At 58.0% G+C, this 24,740-nt stretch carries 20 protein-coding genes and 1 tRNA gene; 18 read left to right on the top strand and 3 right to left on the bottom strand.

Annotation, left to right across the window (positions count from 1 at the left end):
• The first annotated feature begins 135 nt into the window (after positions 1 to 135).
• From tsaB to OZX75_RS03165, 5 genes are all read left to right on the top strand, one after another.
• A complete protein-coding gene (gene tsaB / locus OZX75_RS03185) occupies positions 136 to 1,068 on the top strand; it encodes a tRNA (adenosine(37)-N6)-threonylcarbamoyltransferase complex dimerization subunit type 1 TsaB (RefSeq protein WP_277146823.1) in 933 nt (310 codons plus the stop codon).
• Positions 1,069 to 1,075: 7 nt separating this feature from the next.
• Positions 1,076 to 1,675: a GNAT family N-acetyltransferase gene (locus OZX75_RS03180; protein WP_277146821.1), complete on the top strand. Its 600-nt coding sequence runs from the start codon at positions 1,076 to 1,078 to the stop codon at positions 1,673 to 1,675.
• Entirely contained in the window at positions 1,672 to 2,715 is a 1,044-nt protein-coding gene (tsaD, locus tag OZX75_RS03175) for a tRNA (adenosine(37)-N6)-threonylcarbamoyltransferase complex transferase subunit TsaD (RefSeq protein ID WP_277146818.1), read from the top strand. Before OZX75_RS03180 ends, tsaD begins: the two co-directional genes overlap by 4 nt.
• Positions 2,716 to 2,839: 124 nt before the next feature.
• Positions 2,840 to 2,912 (top strand) — tRNA-Asn (locus OZX75_RS03170).
• 242 nt (positions 2,913 to 3,154) lie between these two features.
• Entirely contained in the window at positions 3,155 to 5,143 is a 1,989-nt protein-coding gene (locus OZX75_RS03165) for an acyltransferase family protein (RefSeq protein ID WP_277146815.1), read from the top strand.
• A gap of 39 nt (positions 5,144 to 5,182) precedes the next feature.
• Here OZX75_RS03165 and OZX75_RS03160 read toward each other — a convergent pair whose 3' ends face one another.
• Positions 5,183 to 5,818 (bottom strand): DNA-3-methyladenine glycosylase I, encoded by a 636-nt coding sequence (locus OZX75_RS03160; RefSeq protein ID WP_277146811.1) that lies wholly within the window; start codon positions 5,816 to 5,818, stop codon positions 5,183 to 5,185.
• 206 nt (positions 5,819 to 6,024) lie between these two features.
• Between OZX75_RS03160 and OZX75_RS03155 the strand changes: the two genes are divergently transcribed.
• Positions 6,025 to 6,762: a M23 family metallopeptidase gene (locus tag OZX75_RS03155; RefSeq protein ID WP_277146808.1), complete on the top strand. Its 738-nt coding sequence runs from the start codon at positions 6,025 to 6,027 to the stop codon at positions 6,760 to 6,762.
• Here the strand turns inward: OZX75_RS03155 and OZX75_RS03150 are convergent.
• Positions 6,757 to 8,391, bottom strand: coding sequence for a substrate-binding domain-containing protein (locus OZX75_RS03150; protein WP_277146806.1), 1,635 nt, complete (start codon positions 8,389 to 8,391; stop codon positions 6,757 to 6,759). The genes OZX75_RS03155 and OZX75_RS03150 overlap by 6 nt on opposite strands.
• Before the next feature lie 121 nt (positions 8,392 to 8,512).
• Entirely contained in the window at positions 8,513 to 9,736 is a 1,224-nt protein-coding gene (locus tag OZX75_RS03145) for an NADP-dependent isocitrate dehydrogenase (protein WP_277146804.1), read from the bottom strand.
• 149 nt (positions 9,737 to 9,885) lie between these two features.
• Here OZX75_RS03145 and OZX75_RS03140 point away from each other — a divergent pair, with 149 nt between their 5' ends.
• The 12 genes from OZX75_RS03140 (at position 9,886) to rlmN (ending at position 24,568) form a co-directional block, all read left to right on the top strand.
• The gene (locus tag OZX75_RS03140) at positions 9,886 to 11,010 is read left to right on the top strand and encodes a GuaB3 family IMP dehydrogenase-related protein (RefSeq protein WP_277146802.1); all 1,125 of its coding nucleotides are present in this window, start codon (positions 9,886 to 9,888) and stop codon (positions 11,008 to 11,010) included.
• A gap of 172 nt (positions 11,011 to 11,182) precedes the next feature.
• Positions 11,183 to 11,740, top strand: coding sequence for an Rv3235 family protein (locus OZX75_RS08630; protein ID WP_525930271.1), 558 nt, complete (start codon positions 11,183 to 11,185; stop codon positions 11,738 to 11,740).
• 80 nt (positions 11,741 to 11,820) lie between these two features.
• Positions 11,821 to 13,866 (top strand): AMP-dependent synthetase/ligase, encoded by a 2,046-nt coding sequence (locus tag OZX75_RS03130; RefSeq protein ID WP_277146798.1) that lies wholly within the window; start codon positions 11,821 to 11,823, stop codon positions 13,864 to 13,866.
• A 34-nt stretch (positions 13,867 to 13,900) separates the two neighbouring features.
• Complete coding sequence (gene def / locus OZX75_RS03125; RefSeq protein WP_277146796.1) at positions 13,901 to 14,383, top strand: peptide deformylase; 483 nt, start codon at positions 13,901 to 13,903, stop codon at positions 14,381 to 14,383.
• Positions 14,384 to 14,680: 297 nt separating this feature from the next.
• Entirely contained in the window at positions 14,681 to 16,540 is a 1,860-nt protein-coding gene (locus OZX75_RS03120; RefSeq protein WP_277146793.1) for an ABC transporter ATP-binding protein, read from the top strand.
• A 13-nt stretch (positions 16,541 to 16,553) separates the two neighbouring features.
• Positions 16,554 to 18,371: an ABC transporter ATP-binding protein gene (locus OZX75_RS03115; protein WP_277146791.1), complete on the top strand. Its 1,818-nt coding sequence runs from the start codon at positions 16,554 to 16,556 to the stop codon at positions 18,369 to 18,371.
• Positions 18,372 to 18,654: 283 nt separating this feature from the next.
• Positions 18,655 to 19,515: a 30S ribosomal protein S2 gene (rpsB, locus tag OZX75_RS03110; RefSeq protein ID WP_277146789.1), complete on the top strand. Its 861-nt coding sequence runs from the start codon at positions 18,655 to 18,657 to the stop codon at positions 19,513 to 19,515.
• Between the two features lie 102 nt (positions 19,516 to 19,617).
• The gene (tsf, locus tag OZX75_RS03105; RefSeq protein WP_277146787.1) at positions 19,618 to 20,469 is read left to right on the top strand and encodes a translation elongation factor Ts; all 852 of its coding nucleotides are present in this window, start codon (positions 19,618 to 19,620) and stop codon (positions 20,467 to 20,469) included.
• A 279-nt stretch (positions 20,470 to 20,748) separates the two neighbouring features.
• Positions 20,749 to 21,498: a UMP kinase gene (gene pyrH, locus OZX75_RS03100; RefSeq protein WP_277146785.1), complete on the top strand. Its 750-nt coding sequence runs from the start codon at positions 20,749 to 20,751 to the stop codon at positions 21,496 to 21,498.
• Between the two features lie 108 nt (positions 21,499 to 21,606).
• Positions 21,607 to 22,161, top strand: a complete 555-nt coding sequence (frr, locus tag OZX75_RS03095; RefSeq protein WP_277146783.1) for a ribosome recycling factor — start codon at positions 21,607 to 21,609, stop codon at positions 22,159 to 22,161.
• 82 nt (positions 22,162 to 22,243) lie between these two features.
• Positions 22,244 to 23,230, top strand: coding sequence for a phosphatidate cytidylyltransferase (locus tag OZX75_RS03090; RefSeq protein WP_277146781.1), 987 nt, complete (start codon positions 22,244 to 22,246; stop codon positions 23,228 to 23,230).
• A 117-nt stretch (positions 23,231 to 23,347) separates the two neighbouring features.
• Positions 23,348 to 24,568 (top strand): dual-specificity RNA methyltransferase RlmN, encoded by a 1,221-nt coding sequence (gene rlmN, locus OZX75_RS03085; RefSeq protein WP_277160652.1) that lies wholly within the window; start codon positions 23,348 to 23,350, stop codon positions 24,566 to 24,568.
• Positions 24,569 to 24,740: the final 172 nt, after the last annotated feature.

The following is a 24,740-nucleotide window of genomic DNA, read 5'->3' as shown; positions in this document are numbered from 1 at the left end:
CGGCACCGGCTGAGGAGCGTATAACCATGCCGAGTTTCGTCGGTTTTGTCGCCGTTGTACAGTAGCAAAGGCATGAATCGCCATCCGTCGTCAGCATTCGCAGTCCGGATGGTATGGAATCTAGGAGCGGCAAATATGGCGAACACCTTGGTCATCGACACCTCATTCGGTTCGACGGTCGGAGTCTTGGGGCACGAACCCATCGTGGAGACCGATTCTCGTACCCACGTCGAAAAGCTGCAGGTCAATATCGGCAAAGCAGTTGGCCAGGCCGGGCTCACGCCCAGCGACCTTGACCGGATAGTCGTCGGTGTTGGACCGGCGCCGTTCACCGGGCTCCGAGCCGGTGTCGTGGCGGCGAAGGCCATCGCATACGCCACCGGCGCACCATTGCTCGGTCAAGACATCCTCGAGCCCCAGGCGTGGATGTCGAAGCTGAAACGGCAAGGTGATACCGCACTTGCCAATGTCGATTTTCTCAATGATTTGACGCAAGATACCGGCTCTGAAGCCATTCACCATCTGACCTTGGCTGTCAACGACGCCCGTCGCAGGCAGCTGTACTTTGCCCTGTATGGTGATGGTTGCGAGCCTTCTGTTGCAGATAAGGCGGTTGCAAAACCGGGAAACGGGAATCCGCAACCGTTCGTTTCCCCGATTGTCGACATGGATATCGATTACCCCCAGCATATCGTCGAACGAATCAGGCAAGCTGTTGAAAATCTTGTTGAACGGGCCGGCTCTCAGGATCAATACCGTATCGACATCGTTGGCCATGGAGCCTGCAAGTATGCAGAAACATGGCAAGGATTCGGTGCATTGCTTGGACACATCATCGACCATTCCGTTTTGGATGCCGGGGCGGCAGGCCTGCGCATTTTCGCAGATTGCGCTGCACGGAACAATGGCATCAATCTTGCCGGGTCGCGTGATGCCGACACCATCGCAGACAATGATGGCGTAAACAAGATCAAGCCCGTCGAACCGCTCTATCTGCGCCGTCCGGACGTCTCCGTACCCAACCCGTTGAAGCATGTGTTGAACCACGCCGGAGCCACGAAGGCCTGAAACGCAGATGATCGTCGAATTCGGTGCGCTTGACCGGCAGCGGGTGCTAGAAGCCGCGGCCAGGCTCGAGACGGAACTTTTCGGCAGCGAGGCTTGGAATCTGGATACCCTGCGTTGCGAGATGGCGGACCCTTCCAGAATCTATCTTGCCGATATCACGGATTCCGCCAATCCCACGGACTTCACCGATGCCGCCGACCCCGGAGGATCAGGGCAGGATACCGCGGCCCGACGAAAATCACCACGGCCATCTCCGTCATATCCGCTTATGCGCGGGTACGCCGGCATGTGGCACGCCGACGGCCAAGCCGAAATCATGACCATCGGCGTCGCCAAACGTTTCCAGCGACAAGGCATAGCCGGCAACCTGCTCGACGGCCTGATCGACTATGCGCGGTCCTGCAAGGTCCGTCGAATCAAACTGGAAGTCCGGGTAGACAACGAACCGGCAAAACGCCTGTATCATAACCGTGGATTCAACGATATCGGCCTGCTGCGGCATTACTATCAGCCCGAAGACATCGATGCCGTCGAAATGGCGTTGGACCTCGAAACGCATATCATGGGATTCGGCAGCGTCAAACAGAATATGGAGCAAATGCAATGAGCGAACCGACAGTACTGGGCATCGAATCGACCTGTGACGAGACCGCGGCGGCCATCGTGCGCGGACGCACGCTGGTCTCCAACGTCGTCGCCTCCTCGATGGAGGAACACGCACGATACGGCGGCGTGATTCCCGAGATCGCCTCTCGCGCGCACGCCGAAGCCTTCGTACCCGTGGTCTCAAAGGCACTGGCCGACGCGAATATGGAGCTTTCCGATGTCGACGCCATCGCGGTTTCGGCGGGTCCCGGCCTGGCCGGCTGCCTTGCCGTAGGCGTTTCCGGGGCCAAGGCCTTGGCGTGGGCCGCCAACAAGCCGATCTACGGCATCAACCACGTCATCGGCCACATCGCCGTCACCCAGCTGCAGTTCGGCCCGTTCCCGAAAGACACGTTGGCGCTTATCGTCTCCGGCGGCCATACCTCGTTGCTGCACGTCGAAGACGTCGCCCGTCATGTGGATGTGGTCGGCACCACGCTGGACGACGCCGCGGGGGAGTGCTTCGACAAGGTCGCGCGTCTGCTTGGCTTCCCCTACCCGGGAGGCCCTCATATCGACCGGCACGGCCAGTTGGGCGACCCGCACGCCATCAAGGTGCCGCAGGGGCTCACCAAGGGCAAGGCCGGCAAGGAGCACCCCTATGACTTCAGCTTTTCCGGCGTCAAAACGGCCGTGGCTCGTTGGGTAGAGGCCCAGCAGGCGGCGGGCAAGCAAATTCCGGTCGATGACGTCTGCGCCTCGCTGGCGGATTCCGTGGCTACAGTTCTGGCCAACAAGGCCATGCATGGCTGCGAGGAATACGGTTCCAAGACGCTGATCGTCGGAGGCGGCTTCTCCGCCAATTCCCAACTGCGTGCCAAGCTGCTCGAGGTGGGTAAGGAGCATGGCGTCGAAGTCCGTATCCCGCAGATCAAACTGTGCACCGACAACGGCGCGATGGTCGCGATGCTGGGCGTCAACCTCGTCGAGGCCGGCGTGCGTCCCTCCGCTCCCGATTTCCCCATCGACTCGGCCATGCCCATGAACATCATCAGCGTGTGACGTGCCGTCGGTCGGAATCGCGACATCCCGCAAAAATCAAGCGACACGCCATCGGGGTTGCGAGATGACGATTCTTGTATAAGATATATTTCTTGTGCGGTGCTTGAAGCTCCGTACGGGACATTCCCGCATAGCTCAGTTGGCAGAGCGTCTGACTGTTAATCAGAATGTCGCTGGTTCAAGCCCAGCTGCGGGAGCTCAATGAATTCTCGGAATCTTAACGGTTCCGAGAATTTTCGTATACGGTCGGATCGCCTCATCGATGCAGGCGACCTCGCTACAAGTCTGGAAGCCTTTGGGCCGGTCGAAACGTGTCGGGCGAGCCAACACAGGCAACGGCGTGTCAATCCTGCCAAAGCATCTATGCCTTTTGTTACTGTACTGCCTTGTGACCGGAGATGTGATGGTCGCAAATTGACGGGGAACAAAGAAGAGGTTGATGTTGGGACACACCGTGAACGGCCCGAAAACGGCTGAAATGAATGTGTCTGATTCCTCCCGTGTACCGGACGCTTCCCGTCCTTCCCGCAACAACGCGATCGATGGCCTTCGTGCTTTGGCGATTATCGGGGTGGTGGCCTATCATGTCCGTCCCTCCCTTCTCAACGGCGGATTCCTGGGTGTCACCATCTTCTTCGTCATCTCAGGTTTTCTGATAACCGGCAGCGTAGAACGACGGATGTCCAGCTCACAAGGGTTTCACTACGCCAGCTATATTTGGCGCAAAATCAAACGTCTGACCTTCCCGTTGCTATCCCTGATCGCCCTGGTCGTGCCGGCCGCTTATCTGCTGTCTCCGGGCATGCTGCCAAAACTGCATATCGACGCGTTGCCCAGCGCCTTCTACGCCAGCAATTGGGTCTATATCTTCCGCAAGGTTTCCTATTTCAGCGCCGCAGGACTTCCATCGCCGCTTACGCACCTGTGGTTTCTCGCGCTCACCATGCAGTTCTATCTGGTCTGGATTTCCCTGCTCTGGCTCATGCATCGTCTCCATCTCAAGCTGCGCGCACGATTCCTGATCACCTTGCTGCTCGCCGTCGCCTCTACGGCTGAGATGGTATTGCTCTATACGCCCGGTGCCGACGTGTCACGCGTCTATTACGGTCTTGACACACGCTTTTCGGAATTGATGATCGGAGCTTTGCTCGCGTTCATGGTCGAACAGGCGCAAACAAAGCATGGCCAAAAAGCCGACGCAACGGACACGGAACGATCAGGTGCCCCGCGTTGGGCGACTCCTGCAAATCTTCTGCTCGCCGGAGCAGGGTGCTGTCTCCTTGCCGCGCTGATTATCTTGTATTGCGTTTGTAGCGGGAACGATGCCATGCTTTACCGCGGCGGTTTCCAAGCCGTGGCTCTGATCGTCGCCTCGCTTCTCGCCATTGTCCTGGTTCCGGGCAATCTTTGCCGTTCGCTCATGGGCTTGCGGGTCCTGCGCTATATCGGGTCACGTTCCTTTTCGATGTATCTGGTCCATTACCCGTTGCTGGAGTTCATGAACCCTGCCGTCCGTACGCAGCCGCTGCGCTGGTGGGAATGGATCATTCAGTTCATGGTGCTTTGGGCTGCCTGCGAGGCCTTCTATCAGGCAGCTGAAGTAGTTCGAAAAGTGGTTCCGGAGAACAAGGTGCCGTTGCGTGAGATGCGACTGGTCACCAAGATTCTCGCCACATGCGGTGTCGTCGCGGTGGTGGCATGCACGGCGCTTCCGGTTGATTTCAACCAGATTGCCGCCAAACGTTCAACGGTTTTGCATCAGGAATATCTTTCCGTCGAGCGCAGCCTTGGCATTGCCACACCGGTCAATCGCGACCTTCTGACGCTGCGCCGGTCGGCAGTGCCCAAGCCGTCGCTGAACCTTCCTCCGCGTCTGGTACCAAAAGCCGCCAAAGTTCCCAAAAACCTCGATACCAAAGGCTGGACGTATGACGTTACGACCGGCTTGTGCAGCGCGAACCCTCTCATTATCAGCGATTCCGTGGAAATGGGTGCCCATGATTTCGTCCAGGAGCACATTCCGGCGAGCGTGCAGGACAATATGGTCGGCCGTCATTTCTCTACAGGCTCCGACCTTTTCCACCAGCATCAGGCGCAAGGCCAGGCCGGCAGCGTCGTTGTCATGGCGCTCGGCACCAACGACAGCATCGCCGACGAGCAGCAAGTGGAGAATCTGATCGCGTCGGTGGGTGACGAACCTCTCTATCTCACCACTGTCCGTGCCCCTACCGGCTGGCAGGATTCCAACAACCAGATTCTGCGTTCAGTGGCCGCCAAACACAAGAACGTCGGTTTGCTGGACTGGTATTCTGTCAGCAACGGCCATCCTGAGTACTTCTATGACGACGGCACGCACCTGACACCTGGCGAGGGCGGTGGCCGCGAAGCCTACGGCATCATGCTGCGTCAGGGTCTGTGCGGACAATGATGATACACAAGCTTTCGGTGCAGCAAGGCGGCAACCAGATCAGTTCCCTGTTCCGGGGCATCTGAAGCAGCCTTGCAGATGGTCGTTGACGATGCCCATCGACTGCATGTAGGCGTATATGGTGGTCGGCCCGACGAATTTGAACCCGGCCTTTTTCATCGCCTTGCTCATATCAGTGGATTCTTTCGTTACGGCAGGGACCTCCTCGGGGCTCTTCGGTCTGTTCACGCGCGGACCGTCAGGGGCGAAGCTCCAGATGTACTCGGAAAACGGCATATCAAGATCCAGCGCAACCTGTGCGTTATGAATGATGGCTTCTATTTTCCGTCGGTTGCGTATGATGGCCACGTCGTTCATCAGTCGGGGAATCTCGGGCTCCATCTGAGCGACCCGTTTGATGTCGAAATCATGGAAGGCGGCATCAATGGCCTTGCGCTTGTTGATGATGGTGTTCCACGAAAGCCCGGCCTGCATGGCTTCGAGTGCAAGACGTTCGAACAGGGCCTGCGAATCATAGCAGGGCGTGCCCCATTCGGTGTCGTGATAGACCAGCATGTCATGGCTGAGACTGAGGTAGGATTCCGGCCAGCAACGATGCAGACCGTCATGATGAATCGTCGTCTGGGCGTTGGTATCCCCGGAGCCCGTTTCCGCTGCCTGCTTTTCGACACCCATAGCTTTAACGTCCCTTTCTTTTCGTCGATTACGTCTTTTTATACTCTTGAGCCTCGGCAGTTGTGCAAATCCGGTGCATAACTTTTGCGACACGCCCGGGCGTTGTGGATAACCGGGGTCATTCGACCACATCACCTGTTTTTGACCCTCTATTTGAAAGAGGCGAGGCATAGTGGAAGAAAAGGAACGATGACTACGAAGCGACGATGAAAAGAGGCATGGCCATGATCATGGACGAGCGGAAGAGGAGGAAGCTCAGGCGAGAAAGGCTGCGGCGGGAAAGGGAGAAGCTCAGAGAAAAGCTGATCGGTCTGATTTGGGGGTCGATGACCATACTGGTGGTGTTCGCCGTGCTGTTCATCGGTTTCGGCGCCTCGGAGCACGAAGCAATGGCCGCCACTAATGTGGTTTCCGACGCAACATCAGGCCGTTCCCCTGAAAACGACAAGAGCGTTGATTCCTCGAGCCGATATCCTTTGGGGTTCGTCGAGCCGATCGGATCGTTGGAAGCTGCGGTGCCGAGCGGCAAAGGCTGCAAGGCGGACATGAGCTGGCCCGTTGTGCCGCACGTGCTGATCAGAAAGTTCAAGGCGCCGAAGCAGGCGTGGGGTCCCGGCCATCGCGGCGTCGACATCGCGGCGATAGAGGATACTCCTCTGTTGGCCCCCGCAAACGGTTTCATCAGTTTTGCCGGCATTGTCGCGGGAAAATCGGTGGTGAGCATCCGTCATAAAAGCCTGACCCTTACCCTTGAACCGGCGCAGACCCTTTTGCCAATAGGCACACCCGTTGTCAAGGGATTGCCGATTGGTGTCGTCAAAGGAATTTCGGACCATTGCACGGGAATATGCGTGCATTGGGGAGTGCGAAAAACCAAAAAGGAATACCGCGATCCTCAACTTCTTGCGGCAAAGAGGAAAATAATACTGAAACCTGTTTTATAATCCTGCATCCGCCAACGAGATATATCCGGGCTCGATCAGCAGATGCTTGAGATTGCTCGCGCTTACAGCCAACGGCTTTTCATGGATGATGTTGATGGTTGCATTGCCGACGGTTGCCGTTTTGACGTAAGGCAGTTCGGTCAGCTTTTTCCCGGCTTCCATTGTGGCGGTGGCACCAGCGATGTCGCGTGTGAGTTTCTGGATGTTCTCCATACCTGTCATCCATTGTTTGCCGTTGACCACATCAGGCATCATATCGGTGTAGGCACCGTATCCCGTGATGATCGGCCAGGCCATATCGCCGTTACTGTCCGTTTGCGCCTGCCCTTCGTCGCTGGCATCGCCCTCTTTACTGTCCTTTGGCTTTGGAGGGGCGATTTTATTGAGGTTGTGCTTGCCGGTCAGAGTCCCGACTATGCCGGAGACCTCGATCTCGGGATTGATGTCGGCGGCCGTGCCTGTGTACTTCAGTGACGTCAGTTCGTCTACCGCTGCCGATGAGACGAAATCGTTCATCGACACAATGCCGTCGACATGCAGCGGCTTGCCGTCCTTGGATGAAGCTGTGAGCCTGTTGTTCAGTTCCGTCTTTACCTCGGCTGTTCTTGAGGCCTTGAACGAAACCGACTCCCAATCGGCCTGCGTGGTGGCTGCACTCAGTTTTTTTGACGGGCTTATGGCCCTGCCATCTTTGAAGTAGGGTTGCAACACCTCCCATATGCCCGCAAAAGCCTCTTCGGAGAACGCCTGAGTGGCATTGAGATTCGAATCGGCGTCAGCAGCTACAGGAATCATGACCTCAATCGATTTTGGATGCATCTTGGTTGTTTTTTCCAAAGCAAGTTTCGAGACGAGTTGCTGCGCCTGCAGCATGCCGATCTGACGTGGAGTCGACATGCTGACAAAAATATCCGGAGTGAATCCGGCCAACGGATTGGCAAGAACAACGGTGCGAGCTCCCGCTTTTTTTGCGAGTTTCAAGGTTTTGGACAGCCGCTTTCCGGCTGTGACCTCATCATTGTTGTCGGTATTGTCCTGGTCGTTTTCGTTCTGTGTCTGAGTCGGTTTATCGCTCGAAGAGGCAGATGGCTTGTCGAGCGCACCGTCGGTGGTCCGACGAGCGGCGTCCGACGGCTTTTGTGTATCGTACTTAGGCGCATCGGTGGGATTGGTGACGTAATCGCCATACTGTTCATTGCCTTTGTTTGCAGAGGTCGCAGGGGCAACGATCAGTATCGTGTGGTGGTTGGTGTCATCCGACGCGCTGGAAAGCTGATTGACCACGTAGTCCTGTACGTCGTCACTTTGCTTGCTCAGGTTACCATCCGTTCTCACTTTGATGTTCTTCGATTGGAAGCCGGCACCCGTAAGCGATTTTGTGATGGTGGGCACGAATTTGGCCCATTTGTTCAGCGGTGTGTGAGACGATATGGAAATTCCATCGGATGGCGTGAAAATCATGACGTGGCTCTTGGCGGCAGCCGAACTCGTCGAGACCTTGTCGGTGTCGATCGAGGTGGTTCCTGCATCCTGATGCCCTTCGCCACAGGCAGCCGACGTCATCGTCAGAACAGTGGCCGTGGCCAAAGCCAGGAAACGTGCCAAGGAATGCTTGCCGCGCGTGCTCATGAGTCATCCTTCGTTAAAGCTTCGAATCAATCAAGACCGATAGTAGTCTTGGGCCGATATGAAAGCGCCGTCGCATCCGATTGTTCAAACAAGCATGCGACGGCGTCGAACAGAGCGTTGATCAGCGCGATCCGCTCAGTTCCCGCTTCAGCCCTTCATCCAAGGCATCCATGAAGCCGACGGTATCGAGCCAAGGCTGGTCGGGGCCGATGAGCATGGCCAGGTCCTTGGTCATCTTCCCGCTTTCCACGGTCGTGATGATGACCTGCTCCAGGGTTTCGGCGAAATGCCCCACCTCGGGTGTCCCGTCGAGCTTGGCACGCTGCTTCAGCCCTCCGGTCCATGCATAGATCGAGGCGATGGGGTTGGTTGAGGTTTTTTCGCCTTTGAGCCAACGACGATAATGACGTGTCACGGTGCCGTGTGCAGCCTCGGCCTCCACGGTCTTGCCGTCCGGCGTCATCAATACCGATGTCATCAGTCCGAGCGAGCCGAAGCCCTGCGCCACGGAGTCGGATTGCACGTCGCCGTCGTAGTTCTTGCAGGCCCAGATATAGCCGCCGTGCCATTTCATCGTGCTGGCCACCATATCGTCGATCAGACGGTGTTCGTAAGAAAGGCCCTCAGCCTCGAAACGGTCCTTGTATTCGGTTTCATAGACTGCGGCGAAAATGTCCTTGAATGCGCCGTCGTAGGCTTTGAGAATCGTGTTTTTGGTCGACAGATACACCGGGTAGTGCCGCATGAGCCCGTAATTGAAGCAGGCACGCGCGAAGCCGCGGATGGAGTCGTCAAGGTTGTATTGCACTTGGGCGACGCCCGCACCCGGATAGTCGTAGACCACGTGTTCGATGGGCTCGCTTCCGTCGGCGGGCGTGAAGGTGACCGTCAGACGTCCCGGTTTTCCGACCTTGAAATCCGTGGCCTTGTATTGGTCGCCGAAAGCGTGGCGGGCCACGACGATGGGCTTCTTCCAGCCGGGGACCAGACGCGGGATGTTGGCGATGACGATGGGCTCGCGGAAGATCGTGCCGCCGAGAATGTTGCGGATGGTCCCGTTCGGCGACTTCCACATCTTTTTCAGGTTGAATTCCTTGACACGTGCCTCGTCGGGGGTGATGGTGGCGCATTTGACGCCGACATGGTGCTTGTTGATGGCGTTGGCCGCATCGATGGTCACCTGATCGTCGGTGGCGTCGCGGTTTTCGATGCCGAGGTCGTAATAGTCGAGATCGACGTCAAGATAGGGTAGAATAAGGCGGTTCTTGATGTCCTTCCATATCACCCTCGTCATCTCGTCGCCGTCGAGTTCGGCGATGGTGCCTTCGACCTTGATCTTTTCCATGCTCGCCCTTTCTTGTAATGTGGCAATATGTTGCCATTATCACGCCGAAATATGTCACAGGTGTTGCTTTGACTGACTGGCGAGACGCTCTTTTACGTTGGATTCTCGATTGTCGGTGCTCGTCACGTAGGGGAAGTAATCTGGAAGCCATGACTCAGGAAATTGAAATCGGTTTGGGCAAAAAAGGCCGTTTGGCTTACTCCTTGGACGATATCGCCATCGTTCCCTCACGCAGGACCCGCGATCCGCAGGACGTTTCGACGGCTTGGCAGATCGATGCCTACCAGTTCGACGTGCCGGTGCTTTCCGCTCCGATGGATTCGGTGACCAGCCCTGCCACGGCGATTGCCATGGGCAAGCTCGGCGCTCTCGGGGTGCTTGATCTTGAGGGATTGTGGACACGTTACGATGATCCGCAGCCGTTGCTCGATGAGATCAGCCAGCTTGACGAAGACAGCGCAACGGCCCGACTGCAGGAGATCTACGCGGAGCCGATCAAGCCGGAACTGATCACCAAGCGCCTCCACGAGATTCGCGATGCCGGTGTGACGGTAGCCGGTGCGCTTTCGCCCCAGCGCACCCAGGAGTTCTATTCGACCGTCGTCGACGCCGGGGTCGACCTCTTCGTCATCCGTGGCACTGCGGTTTCGGCCGAGCATGTTTCGCAGAAACACGAGCCTTTGAACCTGAAGAAATTCATCTATGACCTTGATGTGCCGGTCATCGTCGGGGGTGCGGCCAGCTATACCGCCGCCCTTCATCTCATGCGTACCGGTGCCGCCGGTGTGCTTGTCGGTTTCGGTGGCGGAGCCGTTTCCGCCACACGTGCAACCATCGGGGTGCATGCACCTATGGCCACCGCGATCGCCGATGTGGCCGAGGCCCGTCGTGACTATATGGATGAATCCGGCGGGCGCTATGTGCAGATCATCGCCGACGGCGGCATGGGCACCTCCGGTTCGTTTGTCAAGGCATTGGCGATGGGAGCGGATGCCGTTATGCTCGGAGCGCCTTTGGCACGTGCGCAGGAGGCCCCGGGCAAAGGCACACATTGGGGTGCCGAAGCTCGCCATCCGTCCCTTCCCCGCGGGAAACGGACAAAGGTCGGAACGGTTGCGCCGTTGCAGCAGATTCTTTTCGGACCCAGCCATAACGCCGATGGAACTGTGAACTTCATCGGTGCCCTTCGCCGGGCCATGGCTTCCACCGGTTATGTCGATCTGAAGAACTTCCAGCATTGCGACGTCGCGGTCACGCTTTCGCATTTGGGCTGAAATGATGGAATAATCTCTTTTTAATGCTGTAGGGGCTACCTGAGTAATCGGGTAGTCCTTTGTGTTTATTGGCCATTATTTTATATCGTATATTATCGTATTCGATTCAAGGTTTTGAAAAAATCTTGAAATAATCTTGATTTTTGCCAGATTTGCCTCTTCTTTCTTGACAATGCCCTTCATTTCTGTTGCTCTGGGTGATACAAGAGAACAGCGAAAAGGAGGCTCAATGATGGCCATGCAAACACAACCCCGACAGATGACGGTCACTCACCGTTCCGTATTGCCGGCCTACGACGGGTCGATTCGAATAGAACTGTCGAACAGACCCGTCCCTTTTCACATCTCACGCTGCTATCCCGGAACCTTGAGCGAGGCCGAATGCAGAAAATTCAGCCTGGCATCCTGCAGACTGGCGTGCATGAGCCTGGACGTAGTGAGAGGGCGAACCCCTCCGCAACGGCTTCAGCAAGCGCTGAGCGGTGCCTGTGTCCAACGTCTCGAAACAATGTCGTATCTGTTGGAAAACCATCTTCGCACCCATCCGGAGCTCAAGGCCAAGTTGTGTTACCTGCCGGCTATACCCATGCTGGTATACACGACGTTGGTCAGCCCAGATATCACGGAGACCGTCGTAAGCCTGTCGGTCGGCCAATCGACGTACTGGGTCACGCTGGTGTTCAGACGCAGCGGATCGCGCTGGATCTGCACCACTGCGGACCTGGGCTGAGCGTATGTTGATGGCTGTTCGGGCTAAGTCAAAGTTACGCTAACGTAGTTTTGGGGCAACGAGCGCGTATAGTTGAGCATATGTTGCGAGAATTCTATTTGGATCCTGTCACCAAAACCACCGATAAGGACACCATTTACTCCCTGCTGTCAAAGCGAGCAGAGAAAGATCCCGACGGGGATATAGCCGAATGGTTGGATGAAGATACCCAGCAGTGGCATACGGTCACGGCCGGAGAAATGCTCGGCCGCGTGCGCTCGGTCGCCAAAGGGCTTATCGGCCTGGGAGCCAAGGCCGGAAGCATGGTCGTCATTTACGCGGCGACCAGCTACGAGTGGGGAGTAGTTGACTTCGCCTGCGCCGCTATCGGAGCGGTGAGCGTGCCGATCTACGAGACCGACTCACCGAAGCAGGCCCAAGGCATCGTCGAGGATGTCGATCCGATAGTCGCTTTCGGCGGCGACGCCGAACACGCCCAGACGCTCGAGCAGCTGCGCCGTGAGCGCGACGGCCTGAAGTATGTGTTCAACCTTCAGGACGGCGGTCTCGACGCGGTCTCCGATTTCGGCACTTCGGTTTCCGACGAGACACTTGACGAAGCGATTTCGCGCGTCCGGGCCGACGACATGCTGACCATCGTCTACACCTCCGGTTCCACCGGCAAGCCCAAGGGCGTCATGCTTTCGCATCGCAACTTCGTTTCCACGGCCTTCATCGGCTGGGCGGTGCTCGACGACATGCTCTACCAGCCCAGCCGTCTGCTGCTCTTCCTGCCTCTGGCCCATTGCTTCGCCCGTTATATCCAGTATGTAGCCATTGGAGCGCACGGCGTGGTGGGCTATACCTCAAGCGCCAAGCATCTCTTGACCGACCTGCGCACCTTCCAACCGACGTATTTGCTGGGTGTGCCGCGTGTGTTCGAAAAGGTGTACAACGCAGCCTCGCAGAAGGCCGGAGCCGGATTGCAGGGTCGTGTGTTCAGCATGGCGTTCGACCATTTTGTCAAGTGGTCGAAGGACGGTCAGGAAGGCCGTGGTCATACCGTGGCCGAACGTCTCAAACACAAGTTCTATATGAAGACGGTCGGAGCCTCGGTGCGCAGCGCCCTGGGCCCGAAGCTCAAGTATCTGGCCTGCGGCGGCGCGCCGATGAATGCCGACCTGGCCCACTTCTTCAACGGCATGGACGGCATCACCTTCATCCAGGGCTACGGCATGACCGAAACCGCCGCCCCCTGCATCGTCGCCTTCCAGGACTTCAACAAGGTCGGCGCCGTCGGACGCCCCGGCTGCGGCATCGCGGTCAAGCTGGCTGACGACGACGAGCTGCTGATCAACGGCGAGGACGTCTTCCTCGGCTATTACAAGCAGCCCGAGCTCACCGCCGAGGCCACCGAGCCGGGCGGCTGGGTCCATTCCGGCGACATCGCCCAGATCGACGATGACGGCTTCGTCTACATCACCGGCCGCAAGAAGGACATCATCATCACCGCCGGCGGCAAGAACGTCAGCCCCGCTCCGATGGAAGACACCATCGGTACCTGCCCGATCGTCTCCCACGCGGTGGTCATCGGCGACGGTCGGCCCTTCATTGCCGCTCTCATCGAGTTGGATATGGAGATGGTTCGTTCGTGGCTGGCCAACAACGGCATGGATGAGAATATGCCGATATCTGAAATCTGCAAGAACGACGCGGTGCGCGCCTTCATCCAGCAATACATCGACCAGGCCAACAGCTCGGTCTCCCGCGCGGAATCCGTACGTAAGTTCGCCATTGTCCCGGACCAGTTCACCCAGGAAAACGGTATGCTGACGCCAAGCATGAAGGTCGTGCGCGGCGAGGTCCTGAAGCACTACGCCGATCTCATCAATACGAAGGTCTATACTCCGAAGGCGCGAGTCAAGCCGGCGCCGTCAGCCACGAACGGCTTCATCGACAAGACCGCGGAATCCGTGCGGCAGGCCACCGATGCGGTGACCCCAAAGGTTCGCGAGGCCTATGAACAGGCCAAGCAGAAAGCCGGAGCCCGCCTTGCCGAACGCGAGATGGAACGCGAGGGTGAAGACCCTTGGAAGCAATCGCCGAAGACGGCAACGCCGGAGCGCGATTCGCCGGCACAGAAGTAAATAACCGTTCACCGATATCAAGAGGAGCAGTGCATTGGCGTTACGAGAAATCAGGGTGGTTCCCGATCCGGTGTTGAGAACCCCGTGCGAGCCGATTCGAACGATCACACCCGCGGTGCGCAATATGGTGCAGGACCTGTTGGATACGGTCGACGACCCTGGTCGTGCAGGACTCTCCGCCAACCAGATCGGCATCAGCCTGCGTGCGTTCTCCTACAACATCGACGGCAAGCTCGGCTACGTCCTGAACCCGGTTATCGAAGAGACCAGGGGAGAGCAGTACGGCGACGAAGGCTGCCTTTCGGTGCCGAAGCTCTGGTACAAGACCAGACGCGCCGACTATGCACGCGTGCGCGGTATCGACCTCGACGGCAAGACCATCGTCGTCGAAGGAACCGGCATCATGGGACGCATGCTGCAGCATGAGACCGACCACCTTGACGGCCACATCTATCTTGACCGTCTCGAAAAGGAAGAACGCCGGGAAGCCATGCGCCGCATGCGTTCTATACAATAGAGACACATTGCGTTGATCGCATGATGCAATGCAATCAACGTCTTTTAGCGTCACCGCCTGAGTCCTATGAGCATGTATGGGATTCAGGCGGTGACGTATATGATGGCTCAATCCGGCAACACGCCGAACAGGCGGCGGAAGACAGCGCATCAGGCATGGAACGCGCTAATGTTCTATCTGTCGGACAATCATTTGGATCCGTTTATTGTGGACCGAGACGATTGCGCGTGCAGTGGCGGCAAGGCAAGCCGTAAGAGACAGAGAACAACAAATCGAAGATGATACGAGGGTTCATCAATGTACGTCGATCCTGAACGCAACCAGACATCAGGTAATCTCAAATGGATCTTGCAGTACTGCAAACCGGACCTGCCACGCGTGGCGGTGTCGGTGGTGCTGCTGTTTATCAACGACGCCATGGCGGTCACCATGCCGCTGTTGGCGGGCCTGATCGTCGACCAGGTCATCGGGGCCAGGCACTTCGACATGCTCACCCGCATTTGCGGTGCCATGATCGTGGTGACGCTGGTGCGCGTGGTTTCCCGCTATATCTACCAGATCCTGATGGAACGTTTCGGCCAGAATTCCATCTACCGGCTCGTGAGTGACGAATACGAGAAGCTGCACGAGCTGGACTTCACCTATTTCAACCACACCCGCAACGGCGACATCATGAGCCGTATGACATCCGACACCGAGGCCATACGCCACTTCCTGAGCTGGGTGAGCTACCAGGCCACCGACTGCGTGGTCATGTTCCTCGGTGCACTGTGCGTGATGTACACCATCGACTGGCGGCTGGCCCTGGCACTTACCTGCGTCACCCCGTTCATCTTCATCCTCACCCGCGCGCTCTCCAAGCGCGCCGCGCCGCTGTTCTACGCCATCCGCAACTCGCTGGCCGATCTCAACTCGATGGTCGAGGAGAACATCGAGGGCAACCGCGTGGTCAAGGCCTTCGTCCGCGAGGATTACGAGACCAGCAAGTTCGACGAGCGCAACGACGACTACATGCAAAAGAACATGGACTCGGCCTACAACAACCGCAAGTTCATGCCGTGGCTGGATGGACTGGGCTTCTCGCTGCAGCTCATCACGCTGGGCATCGGCGGATTCCTCGTGATCAAGGGATACATGACACTGGGCAACCTCGTCAGCTTCAACAGCCTGCTGTGGATGATCGACGGCCCGGTGCGCCAATCCGGATGGCTGATCAACGATTGGCAGCGATTCGGCGCCAGCTGTATCAAGATCCGTCGCCTGCTCACGGCCGAATCGCGTATTACCGAAAAACCGCACGCCGCACAGTCCGTCAAACAGGCGGTCGACATCCAGGAGCGGGTGGGCGTGCGCAAACCCGAGAACGCCACGCCGGACCGCATGAGCGGAGAGATCCGCTTCGACCACGTCAGCTTCGCCTTCCCCGACGATCCGGAGACACCGGTGTTGAAGGACCTCAATTTCTATGTGCCCGCCGGCACCAAACTGGGCATCCTCGGCGAGACCGGAGCCGGCAAATCCACGCTGGTCAACCTCATCGCCCGCTTCTACGATCCAACCGTCGGCACCGTCCTCCTCGACGGCATCGACGCCAGGGACTGGCCATTAAAGACCCTGCGCAACCAGGTGAGCATCGTGGCGCAGGACACGTTCCTCTTCTCCGACACCATCGGCGACAACATCGGTTTCGGCGCCGGTTCCGCGCGTTCCTCCGACCCTGCCTACATACGCCGCATGGCCGGCATAGCCGGGGCGGACGAATTCATCCGCTCAATGCCGGAAGGCTACGACACCATCGTCGGCGAACGTGGAGTCGGACTCTCCGGCGGGCAGAAACAACGTCTTTCATTGGCCCGTGCGCTGGCCGATGACCCTTCCATCCTGATCATGGACGACACCACCTCGGCGGTGGACATGGAGACCGAAGCGCAGATCCAGCAGCATCTGCGCGACATGGAGACGCAAAAGACGGTGGTCACCATCGCCCATCGCATCTCCTCGGTCAAGGACGCCGACCTGATCCTGGTACTGGAACACGGCCGCATCGTCGAACGGGGCGACCACGAGCATCTGGTGGCGGCCCATGGCCGTTATTGGGAGATATACCGCAAACAGCTGGGCGTCGAATCCGGCGGTTCCCAAGGATTCGAAGAGTAGGAAGGAGGCAATCATGGCAAAACGCAATACCTATAACGAGGACGAAGAGCTCGAGGAAAAGATCAACCTCCACGACATCGTCCGTATCGCCGCCTATCTCAAGCCATATCTCGGCCAGGTCGCGCGCATCGTCGTTGTGGTGCTATCGATGAGCTGCATCACCGTCGCGGCCCCGTATCTGACCAAGATCATGATCGACTCCGCCATCCCGCACAAGGATTTCGGGCAGCTGGGCCTGCTCGCCGGCGTGTTCGCCATGCTCATCGTGCTCTACGAGCTGGGCGTGCGCTACAGGACCGTGGCGATCACACGCGTCGGACAGTTGATGCTCAAGGACATGCGGCGCGACCTGTTCACCCACATCCAGACGCTGCCGTTCAGCTATTTCGACTCCCGCCCGCACGGCAAGATCCTGGTGCGCGTGGTCAACTACGTCAACACGCTTTCCGACACGCTTTCCAGCGGCCTGATCAACGTGATCGCCGACATCTTCACCTTCGTGGTCACCCTGGTGGTCATGTTCGTCGTCGATTGGCGGCTTGCACTATGGAGCCTTATTCTTTTTCCGCTGCTGACCATCTGGGTGCTGGTGCTGCAACGCCTGCAGAAGCACGCCTACCAGCTGCTCTCCAACAAGCAGAGCAACCTCAACGCCTACGTGCACGAGTCCATCGCCGGGGTCAAGACCACCCAGACCTTCGCGCGCGAACGCAAGCAGTTCGACACCTTCCAGCAGCAGCAGGGCACGGTCCGCAGCTACTACATGAAGGCCATCTACGTCCAGGACCTGATGTGGCCGGGCGTGCAGACCATCAGCGCCATGACCATGGCGTTCATCTACTATGTCGGCATCATGGGCCTCGGCGGGGTCAACGTCACCACCGGCGTGCTCATCGCCTTCGTCGGCTACGCCAACAACTTCTGGAACCCGGTGATCGACCTCGGCAATTTCTACAACCAGCTAATCACCTGCTCGGCCTATCTGGAACGCATCTTCGAGACGCTCGACATCACCCCGGAGATCACCAACAAACCGGGGGCCGCCGCCTTGCCGCAGATCCGCGGCAAGGTCGATTTCAACGACGTCGTCTTCCGCTACGAGCCCGATGGCCGCAACATCCTCAACCTCGTCGACTTCCACATCGAACCGGGCAAGACCATTGCGCTGGTCGGGCCCACGGGCGCCGGCAAGACCACCATCGTCAGCCTGCTCTCGCGTTTCTACGATGTCTCGGAAGGATCGGTCACCATCGACGGCTACGACATCCGCGACGTCACCCTGCAATCGCTGCGCCGGCAGATGGGGGTGATGCTGCAGGATACGTTCGTCTTCTCCGGCAACGTGCGCGAGAACATCCGCTATGGCAAGCTCGACGCCACCGACGAACAGATCGAGGAGGCCGCCAAGGCCGTGCACGCCGACGAATTCATCCGCGAGATGCCCGACGGCTACGACACGGTGGTCGAGGAACGCGGCTCGACCATGTCCGCCGGCCAGCGCCAGCTGATCTCCTTCGCCAGAGTGCTCCTTGCAGACCCGCGCATCCTCATCCTCGACGAAGCGACCAGCAACATCGACACCCGTACGGAAGAGGCGTTGCAGGCCGGTCTGCAGCATCTGCTCAAAGGCCGTACGAGTTTCGTGATCGCGCACCGTCTTTCCACCATCGAAAATTCCGACGAGATCTACTACATCGACCACGGCCAGATCGTCGAGCACGGCTCCCACAAGGAGCTTCTGGAGAAGAAGGGCGCCTACTACCGCCTCTACGAGTCGCAGTACGCCATGCTCAAGGTACGTGAAGGCAACGCCGATGGAGCGTCGGATTAGGCAGATTCACTCCATTCGACGGGAAGAGGTTTCGTTGACGATCGCTGTCAAAAGAAACCTCTTCCCTTATTCCGGGGCTGTGGTATTTTATTACCAGTGTGTTCAACGGAGCGCGAGGCAGTCACGTCGCCGAGCAATCCACTTAATATTGTCTAATCAAGCACACAAATTCGCGTCATGCACGTGACGGACTGTGTCGGTCGACCGAATCGCCTGCAAAGGCGAGGACGTTGCACGCAGACCCGCATGGCCAGGCAAGAACCGACTGAAAGGTAGCATTATCATGGCTCAGATCACTATGAGCGAAATGCTGAAGGCAGGACTGCACTTCGGCCATCAGACCCGTCGCTGGAACCCCAAGATGAAGCAGTACATCCTGATGGAACGCAACGGCATCCACATCATCAATCTCTTCAAGTCGCTCGACCTGATCGACAAGGCCTACGACTTCATCAAGCAGACCGTGGCCCACAACGGCACCGTGCTCTTCGTCGGCACGAAGAAGCAGGCCCAGGAAGCCATCGCCGCCCAGGCCACCCGCGTCAACATGCCGTACGTTTCCGAGCGCTGGCTCGGCGGCATGCTCACCAACTTCCAGACCGTCTCCAAGCGCGTCGCGCGTCTGAAGGAACTGGAAGAGATGGACTTCACCGACGTTCACGGCTCCGGGCTGACCAAGAAGGAGCTCCTGCTCCTGCAGCGCGAGAAGAACAAGCTGGAGAAGCAGCTCGGCGGCATCCGCAACATGACCCGCACGCCTTCGGCCATGTTCGTCGTCGACATCAACAAGGAAGCGCTGGCCGTCGAGGAAGCCCACAAGCTGAGCATCCCGGTCGTCGCCATCGTCGACACCAACACCGATCCCGACCTCGTGGACTATCCGATTCCGGCCAACGATGATGCGATCCGCGGCATCGAGCTGCTGACTTCGCTGATGGCCGACGCCGTCGCCGATGGTCTGCTCGAGCGCAGCGGCAAGGCCGAGAAGACCGAAGACAAGTCCGAGCAGCCGATGGCCGCTTGGGAGAAGGACTTGCTCAAGGACAAGGAAGAAAAGCCGGCGGAAGCCGCGACGGCCACCGCCGAGACCAGCCCGGCCGAAGCCAAGTCCGAGGAGACGAAGGTCGAAGAGGCCAAGGCCTGACCGACATTGCAGTCAAAGGCGGTGTCGGAAACTTCCGGGTCTCCGCACCGCCTTTGGCGCATTCAATACATATTTAAGTAGATTTTTTACAAGGAGATATCAATGGCAGCAGTTACAGCAGCTTTGATCAAGCAAGTGCGCGACGACACCGGCGCCGGCATGATGGACGTCAAGAAGGCGCTCACCGAAGCCGAAGGCGACGTGGCACGCGCCAAGGAAATCATCCGCGCCAAGGGCATCCAGGCCGCTGGCAAGCGTGAGGGCCGCACCGCTCAGGAAGGCACCATCGCCTCCCGCGTGGTCGACACCGACAAGGGACAGGCAGGCTATGCCGTCGAGCTCAACTCCGAGACCGATTTCGTGGCCAAGACCCCGAAGTTCGTCGCCTTCACCGATCAGGTCCTGAGCGACGCGATCGCCGCCGGCGCCAGCAACGCCGACGAGGTTCTCGCGGCCAAGTCCACGGACGGCACCGTCAAGGAGAGCGTCGAGGAAGCGGCGGCCCTCTTCGGCGAGCATGTCAAGGTCGGCCAGGTGGCCAAGGTCGAAGGTCCGAAGGTCGAGATCTACGCGCACAAGAAGTCCGCCGAGATGCCGCCGAGCATCGTCGCCATCGTCGCCACCGACGAGAAGGGCGCAGCCGTGGCCCACGAAGCCGCGCTGCAGATTTCCGCCATGGGCGCGAAGTGGCTCACCCGCGAGGACGTGCCGGCCGATGTGGTCGACTCCGAGCGCCGCGTGGCCACCGAGAAGTCCCAGGCCGAAGGCAAGCCCGAGAAGATCATCCCCAAGATCGTCGAAGGCCGCATGAACGCCTTCTACAAGGAGAACGTGCTGCTCGAGCAGGAGTATGTCAAGGACACCTCCAAGCGCGTGGGCGACCTCTTCAAGGAAGTCGGCGGCGAACTGCTCGGCTTCGCTCGTATCGAGGTCGGCAAGGGCGACGAGAAGTGACCTGTCGCTTTTCACGGTCTTGACCTGATTTGACGTTGGCTGGTATCTTCGGATATCAGCCAATTTTTATATATCCCTACACCTGTTGTGCACTTGAAAGCGATACTTGCGCATTTGACCTCTGATAAAAGACGATCTTCACTGCTCAACATGTCAATCACTACTGTCATGGCGCCTCGTTGCGTGACACGGGAGACAATCTGGAGGCCTGCTGTCGCTGTGGACAGATAACCTGTTAGTCAGTAATATGCCGCCAAACCCAAGGATAGAGAGGCCGCGATGACTAAAGACGACAAGGACGATACCAAGCGAAGAGTGCTGCTGAAACTTTCAGGTGAAGCATTCGGCGGCGGTCATATCGGCATCGATACGGCGGTTATTCGCCGTATCGCCCAAGAAATCCATACGGCAGTCGAGCAGGGCGTTGAAGTCGCAATTGTTGTCGGAGGTGGTAATTTCTTCCGCGGCGCCGAACTCCAACAGGCCGGCATCGAACGCAGCCGCGGCGATTACATGGGCATGCTCGGAACCGTCATGAACTGCCTGGCCTTGCAGGATTTCCTCGAGCAGGAAGGCCAGGCCACGCGCGTGCAGACCGCCATCACCATGGGACAAGTGGCCGAGCCTTATATTCCGCTCAAGGCCATTCGCCATCTTGAAAAGGGGCGAGTGGTCATTTTCGGTGCCGGCGCAGGCATGCCGTATTTCTCCACCGATACCGTCTCCATCCAGCGTTCGTTGGAGATTCATTGCGACGCGGTGCTGATGGGCAAGAACGGCGTCGATGGCATCTATACGGCCGATCCCCGCAAGGATGCAAGCGCCAAACGTTTCAAGACTCTGAGCTACAAGCGTGCCTTGGTCGACAACCTCGCGGTCATGGATGCGGCGGCGCTTTCCATGGCCCGTGACAACGACCAGCATATCCGCGTCTTCGGTCTGGAAGAGCCGGGCAATGTCACCAAGGCCCTGATCGGAGAGCCGATCGGAACCCTCGTGTCAAACCTGGAATCGGAAGTCGTCGAATAATCCGTCGACTTATCAGCTTTCGCTGTTTTTCAGTCTGACAGATAGTCAAACCCATAGGAAACGTAAGAAACCAGAGACTCGCGTCGCGGGTCCAAAAAGGAGAAAACAATGGCAAATCCTGTAGAACAAGCCAAGGAACAGATGAAAAAGTCGGTGGAAGCCACCAAAGAAAACTTCTCCGGCATCCGCACCGGCCGCGCCAACCCTGCGCTTTTGAACGGCCTCGTGGTCGACTATTACGGCGCTCCGACGCCGATCAAGGCCGTCGCGTCCATCGGCGTGCCCGAACCGCGCACCCTCTCCATCACTCCGTTCGACGGCTCGCAGGCCAACGCCGTGGAGAAGGCCATCCGTGACTCCGACCTCGGCGGCAGCACCCGCCGCGACGGCAACGTCATCCACCTGACCATGCCGGAACTGACCGAGGACCGTCGTAAGGAATACGTCAAGCTCGCCAAAGGCAAGGCAGAGGACGGCAAGGTCGCCGTGCGCAACATCCGTCGCAAGGCCAAGGAGAGCATCGACAAGTCGGTGAAAGACGGCGACATGGGCGAGGATCGGGGCGATCGTCTGCAGAAGGATCTCGACAAGGTCACCAAAGAGACCACCGAGACCATCGAACAGCTTCTTGATGCCAAGGAAAAGGAGATCATGGAGGTCTGATCGGCGTTTTGCACCTCCGTACGTTTCCGAGATTGAACAGGATGTGCGAAGAACCAATCAGGCAGGCTTGAAAGAGAAGGCAATGACCAGCAGACAAGGGCACGCGGCAGGCGACGAAATGAGTTCGACGCTCAACGACATCAACAAGAAGACAGGACGCAACATGCCTCAGGCTGTTGCCACCGCAGTGATTCTCATCGCACTTATCGTTGCCTGTCTGCTGATCAAAATCGATTTGTACATCCTGCTGATCGCCGTGTTTCTCGTCTTGGCTTTGCGCGAGCTCCACGTCTCATTCGCCACCGTTCACCTCTATATTCCTCTGGTTGTGCTGTGGGTGTGTTGTGCAGGCACATTGCTTTCCGTCTATTATGCGCCGAATCACGTTCTGGCGGCAGGGATAGGCATCAGTGTTTCGGCGGTTGCGGTCGCCATTGCCGCCAACATGCGCCATAACGTCGGCAAGCGTCTTGCCGGAGCCATCGAAGGCAAACGAAGCGCGGCAAAAGATGTCGAGAAGACTTCGATATCCTCGGCGGCCAATACGAAAACCGAAGAAAGCAGCATCGACAACGTTGCGGTTTCCGTGTTTTTGGTACTTTATATTCTGGTGCTGGCCTCGTGCATCATCCTTCCGGAGACTTTCAACGGCCATCCTGTGGCCCATGCCATTATGCTGATTTTCCTGCCTGCGCTCTCCGACACCGGTGGGCTTTTCTTCGGTGCGTTCTTCGGGCGTCACAAGCTTTCGCCGCGTATCTCACCCAAGAAATCCGTCGAGGGACTTTGCGGTTCCGTTCTTTTTGCCATGGTTGGAGCATTCGTGATTTTCGCCATCACGTATCCCGACCTATGGTCCACGCGCTGGTGGGTTCCTATACTTACCGGAGTAATGGTCGGTGTCGTCGGTACATTCGGCGATTTGTGCGCATCAATGCTCAAACGCGATATGGGACTGAAGGATATGGGGCATCTGTTGAAAGGGCATGGCGGGGTGATCGATCGCGTCGATTCGATTCTTCTGTGCGCGCCTTTCTTCACCCTCCTGCTGTGGGCGACCGGCATGTAACTCAGCGGTCCTTGTTTTTCTCTATACAACAGTTAAGGGGTTATTCCGCCTTGCCGGACGCTTCTGAGCTATCCGGCCTATTGAATGATGAATGATGATGAATGATGATGAATGATGATGAATGATGTTTCACAAGATCAAATAAAGCCCGAAGAAGACGCAAAGGTTTCTGGCGCTTCCGAATCCGTCGAATCCGGAGTGACCGCCGGGGGAGACCAGGGCGCGTTTCGTGATGTGCTGGCCAAGAACCACGCACGAAGAGGCAAGCCACCGCTGCATTTCGCCGATATGAGCGACGAGCAACGTATAGAGACGGCCAAGCAGCTGGGTATGCCGAAATTCCGGGTCAAGCAGCTCGGCAACCATTATTTCGAACATTTCAACAACGACGTCTCCACATTCACCGATTTTCCCGCGTCGAAACGTGACGAGGCGCAACAGGCGTTCTTCCCGACATTGATCACTGAGGTGACCCACCAGGTCGCCGACAACGGCACCACCATCAAAACGTTGTGGGAGCTGTTCGACGGCTCGCATATCGAATCGGTGCTCATGCGCTATCCGAACCGCGCCACGCTGTGCATCTCCAGCCAGGTCGGCTGCGGCATGGGCTGCCCGTTCTGCGCAACCGGTGGGCTTGGCCTGACGCGCAACCTTTCGACTGCCGAAATCCTCGAGCAGGTGCGCGTCGCCGCCAAGGCGATGGAGTCGGGAAAAGTCGCCGGAGGTCCCGGCCGCCTGAGCAATGTCGTCTTCATGGGCGAAGGCGAGCCCATGGGCAACTACAAGTCCGTGCTGTCCGCCGTCCGTCAGATCAGCGCCATGCCGCCGCTCGGTTTCGGCATTTCGGCTCGCAACATCACCGTCTCCACCGTCGGCGTGGTGCCCGGCATCAAAAAGCTGACTGCCGAAGGCATTCCTGTGCGTCTTGCCGTCTCGCTGCACGCACCGAACGACACGCTGCGCGACGAGCTGGTGCCGATGAACCGGCGTTTCAATTCCGAGCAGGTGCTCGATGCCGCCCACGATTACTACCTGGCCAGCCATCGTCGTGTCAGTATCGAATACGCGCTGATGCGCGGCATCAACGACCAGGCCGAGCATGCACGGCAACTTGCCCATCGCCTGAACCACTACGGCGACAACTGGGTGCATGTCAACCCCATTCCCCTGAACCCGATCGAAGGCTCTAAGTGGACGGCCTCGAAACCGGAGGACGAAGAACGCTTCCTCGACATCCTGCACAGCGCCGGCATCACGGCGACCTTGCGCGATACCAGAGGCTCCGACATCGACGGTGCCTGCGGGCAGCTGGCGGCCAAGAACATACGCGCCTGACCCGCAATCAGCTGATGTGTCTCTCTTCTTCGTGAACCTTTTATTGGTTGAGCGACATCAATCATAGATCTGTCGCTCAACCAGAAGTGTTACATGCCGATGGGAATCGACTTTCTCGTTCCTTAAGATATATCGCATCCGCACAGCATTTATGGTCTAGTCTGAGAACATC

Source organism: Bifidobacterium sp. ESL0800 (genome assembly GCF_029395355.1).
GTDB lineage: Bacteria > Actinomycetota > Actinomycetes > Actinomycetales > Bifidobacteriaceae > Bifidobacterium.
This window is presented reverse-complemented; position numbering and strand designations above follow the sequence as displayed.

Bases quoted from the DNA above. Each gene is read 5' to 3' on its own strand.
- tsaB (WP_277146823.1), top strand. From the start codon at position 136: ATGGCGAACACCTTGGTCATCGACACCTCATTCGGTTCGACGGTCGGA.
- OZX75_RS03180 (WP_277146821.1), top strand. From the start codon at position 1,076: ATGATCGTCGAATTCGGTGCGCTTGACCGGCAGCGGGTGCTAGAAGCC.
- tsaD (WP_277146818.1), top strand. From the start codon at position 1,672: ATGAGCGAACCGACAGTACTGGGCATCGAATCGACCTGTGACGAGACC.
- OZX75_RS03165 (WP_277146815.1), top strand. From the start codon at position 3,155: ATGTTGGGACACACCGTGAACGGCCCGAAAACGGCTGAAATGAATGTG.
- OZX75_RS03160 (WP_277146811.1), bottom strand. From the start codon at position 5,818: ATGGGTGTCGAAAAGCAGGCAGCGGAAACGGGCTCCGGGGATACCAAC.
- OZX75_RS03155 (WP_277146808.1), top strand. From the start codon at position 6,025: ATGAAAAGAGGCATGGCCATGATCATGGACGAGCGGAAGAGGAGGAAG.
- OZX75_RS03150 (WP_277146806.1), bottom strand. From the start codon at position 8,391: ATGAGCACGCGCGGCAAGCATTCCTTGGCACGTTTCCTGGCTTTGGCC.
- OZX75_RS03145 (WP_277146804.1), bottom strand. From the start codon at position 9,736: ATGGAAAAGATCAAGGTCGAAGGCACCATCGCCGAACTCGACGGCGAC.
- OZX75_RS03140 (WP_277146802.1), top strand. From the start codon at position 9,886: ATGACTCAGGAAATTGAAATCGGTTTGGGCAAAAAAGGCCGTTTGGCT.
- OZX75_RS08630 (WP_525930271.1), top strand. From the start codon at position 11,183: ATGCCCTTCATTTCTGTTGCTCTGGGTGATACAAGAGAACAGCGAAAA.
- OZX75_RS03130 (WP_277146798.1), top strand. From the start codon at position 11,821: ATGTTGCGAGAATTCTATTTGGATCCTGTCACCAAAACCACCGATAAG.
- OZX75_RS03120 (WP_277146793.1), top strand. From the start codon at position 14,681: ATGTACGTCGATCCTGAACGCAACCAGACATCAGGTAATCTCAAATGG.
- OZX75_RS03115 (WP_277146791.1), top strand. From the start codon at position 16,554: ATGGCAAAACGCAATACCTATAACGAGGACGAAGAGCTCGAGGAAAAG.
- rpsB (WP_277146789.1), top strand. From the start codon at position 18,655: ATGGCTCAGATCACTATGAGCGAAATGCTGAAGGCAGGACTGCACTTC.
- tsf (WP_277146787.1), top strand. From the start codon at position 19,618: ATGGCAGCAGTTACAGCAGCTTTGATCAAGCAAGTGCGCGACGACACC.
- pyrH (WP_277146785.1), top strand. From the start codon at position 20,749: ATGACTAAAGACGACAAGGACGATACCAAGCGAAGAGTGCTGCTGAAA.
- frr (WP_277146783.1), top strand. From the start codon at position 21,607: ATGGCAAATCCTGTAGAACAAGCCAAGGAACAGATGAAAAAGTCGGTG.
- OZX75_RS03090 (WP_277146781.1), top strand. From the start codon at position 22,244: ATGACCAGCAGACAAGGGCACGCGGCAGGCGACGAAATGAGTTCGACG.
- rlmN (WP_277160652.1), top strand. From the start codon at position 23,348: ATGAATGATGTTTCACAAGATCAAATAAAGCCCGAAGAAGACGCAAAG.